This is a genomic window from Endozoicomonas sp. SESOKO2, assembly GCF_024606245.1.
In the GTDB taxonomy this organism is placed as follows: domain Bacteria; phylum Pseudomonadota; class Gammaproteobacteria; order Pseudomonadales; family Endozoicomonadaceae; genus Endozoicomonas_A.
This window is the reverse complement of the sequence record NZ_JAHHPQ010000247.1, coordinates 1-2,568: the sequence shown is the minus strand read 5'-3', so window position 1 is coordinate 2,568 and position 2,568 is coordinate 1. Positions and strand designations below refer to the sequence as shown.

The 2,568-nt window shown below is 49.1% G+C and carries 2 protein-coding genes and 1 pseudogene; 1 reads left to right on the top strand and 2 read right to left on the bottom strand.

Annotation, left to right across the window (positions count from 1 at the left end; translation table 11 throughout):
• Positions 1–1,561, top strand: a 1,561-nt coding sequence (locus KDK17_RS05895; protein WP_257287581.1) for an EAL domain-containing protein, incomplete at its 5' end; no start/stop codon positions are given.
• 139 nt (positions 1,562–1,700) lie between these two features.
• Here KDK17_RS05895 and KDK17_RS05890 read toward each other — a convergent pair.
• Positions 1,701–2,324 carry an ATP-binding cassette domain-containing protein gene (locus KDK17_RS05890; protein ID WP_257254711.1) on the bottom strand — a complete coding sequence of 208 codons (624 nt, stop codon included), beginning with the start codon at positions 2,322–2,324 and terminating at the stop codon, positions 1,701–1,703.
• Positions 2,321–2,568, bottom strand: a pseudogene (locus tag KDK17_RS05885) (ABC transporter permease); the annotation flags it as partial. The pseudogene KDK17_RS05885 and the gene KDK17_RS05890, both read right to left, overlap by 4 nt.

Genomic DNA, 2,568 nt, shown 5'->3' with positions numbered 1-2,568 from the left:
TGTTGGCCAGTTTTGCTCTGGGTTTTGCCGTCAGCATTGCCCAATATTTGCCAACCCTTCTTACAACAAACTATTTGGTTATGAAGACCCCGACGATCTGGCAGGCACGCCTCTGATTGATATGATCGCTTTCCGGGATCAGCCACTGTTTAAAAATCTGATCAAGCATTTCAAACCGGGAGATGAACAACCCACTGTCGAATGCCAGCTAGTGAATGTAGAAGGTCAAACGTTTCCAGCAACAGTCCTGCTATCCGATGCTGTGTTTGATGACGAGCCGTGCATCCAGGTCATAGTAAAAGGCAATGCTCCCACATCAACGGCAACGACGGTGGTTGATCGGGAAGAAAATTCTATTCTGGTTCCCCGGGAACGTTTTACCCCACTGCTCCCTGGTCACCGGGAACCGGAAACTCTGGCTTATCTGAGGCTCGATAACTATGACTCTATTCGAGAAAATACAGGCGTCGACGGAAGTATAGCGATTCAGGAAACAATGAGTCGTTTGTTGTATGAGCATTTACCCGACAGTACTGCCACTCACTATGGTGACGAGGTCTACCTGATCGATGTCCACGAAAAGAATGTTGCCGCTCTGGAGCTATTAAGGGCGGCTCTGGAAAATGAACTGATCCCTACAGGACAACAAACGCTCTTCACAACAGCCAGTATTGGCCTGGCTGAGATTGGTCAGGCTTGTGATGGACAAACCATGCTGGAGCGCGCCCGTTTAGCCTGTCATCTGACTGCCAGCAACGGAGGCAATAAGCTCGAGCTCTTCTCCCAGAGCGCGATTGATAACCAGAAAGCCTGCAATGGTGACACCGTTGCCATGATTCGTCAGGCTCTTGAAAACGACAGCTTTCGTTTGTTATTCCAGCCTGTGATCAGCGTAACCGGAGATGGCCCGAGTTATTATGAAGTTCTGCTGCGTCTTCTGGACCAAAAAGGCAAGGAAGTCCCTGCCGGTGAGTTTATCACTGCCGCGCAGGACAGTGACCTGATGCCATTTATTGACCGATGGGTTATCCGCCAGTCCGTGAAACTGCTATCGAGAAAGCTTAGAAACGGTGAAGACACTCGCCTGATGATTCACATCAGTCAGGCCAGCCTGAACGACGAAGAGTTCACTGAGCGTTTATCTCGCTTACTGGAAGCTGCCGATGTTCCCGGCCAAATGATTGTCCTGCAGATGGCCGAAAGACTGGTTCACCAACATCTTAATCAGGTTAAGACTTTCGCAGAACGCCTGGAGCCTTCTGGTTGTCAGTTTGCCATAACTCAGTTCTCTGGCGAGTCACCTTCCATGAAAATCATGGAACACCTGGATCTGATGTTTGTGAAGCTGGACTGTCTGTTCACGGAGCAACTTGAGCGAAATGAAGACGCACATCTCAAGAAAACCGCTAAACATCTCAAGAGCCTCAACAAAGTCATCATCATACCCGGGGTGGAGAATGCCCAGACACTCACCAGTATCTGGCAGCTGGGTGTTGATTATATCCAGGGTCATTATCTGCAACCCCCTCTTGAATCCATGACCTACGACTTCAGCAGCTAGCAGCCGTGAGCATCGGCAAATCCGGACAGTCGGTTCCTACTCACTCTGTTGACTCGAAGAATCTGAACCCACCGAACAGTGGTCAGGGTATTTCGAGTCATCCTGCAGGTTCCTGAGATACACTCACTGAGCGAATCGTTCAAAGCTTTATTATTTCACTGGCATCCGGAATATCAGCCGAATCATGAGTGACCATAATGACCGGTATTGATAGCTCCGAAACCCGCTGAAAGACAAACTCCCTGAACTGCTGACGCAAAGCTTGATCAAGCTTCGAAAACGGCTCATCCAGTAACAGAACTTTCGGCTGCGAAAGCAGGGTTCTCATCAAACTGATCCTGGCCCGTTGTCCTCCCGACAGAGTCAGTGGATTATTCTTGTCAAAACCGGGAAGCTGACATTCATTCAAGGCCTGTTCAATTTTCTGTTTTCGTTGGCTCCGGCTATAGGAGGAAGGTATTCCGAAAGCCAGATTCTCACCGACTGAAAGATGGGGAAACAACAGATGATCCTGGGGTTGCAGTGCTATTCCTCGCTGATGGGAGGGTGTATGGGTTATGTTTTTATTATCAAGAATGATGGTTCCTGAAGACTGAAAGTTTCGGGCCAGAGTTCCGCAGAGAACATCAAGAATAGAAGACTTACCACAACCGCTAGGACCCATAAAAACCAGAACCTGACCCTCGCTGACAGTGAAACTCAGATCAGAGACCAGTGATTTTCCTGCAACTGACAAGCTGAGCTTTTTGACTTCCAGCTTCATACCCATCTCCTGACTGGCCGCCGGTTTCTGATCCTCCGGGAACTGAGCAGTAGCATCAGTCCATACATCAACACAGGCAACAGTATTTGTACCAGTGCGTATACCGCCATAACTTTTCTATTACCACCGGAAGCCAATGCCACCGTTTCCGTTGTGACGGTTGATATTCTGCCTGCCCCGGCAAACAACGTTGGCAAATATTGGGCAATGCTGACGGCAAAACCCAGAGCAAAACTGGCCAACA

Coding starts and splice junctions, on each gene's coding strand:
- KDK17_RS05890 (WP_257254711.1), bottom strand. CDS start 2,324: ATGAAGCTGGAAGTCAAAAAGCTCAGCTTGTCAGTTGCAGGAAAATCA.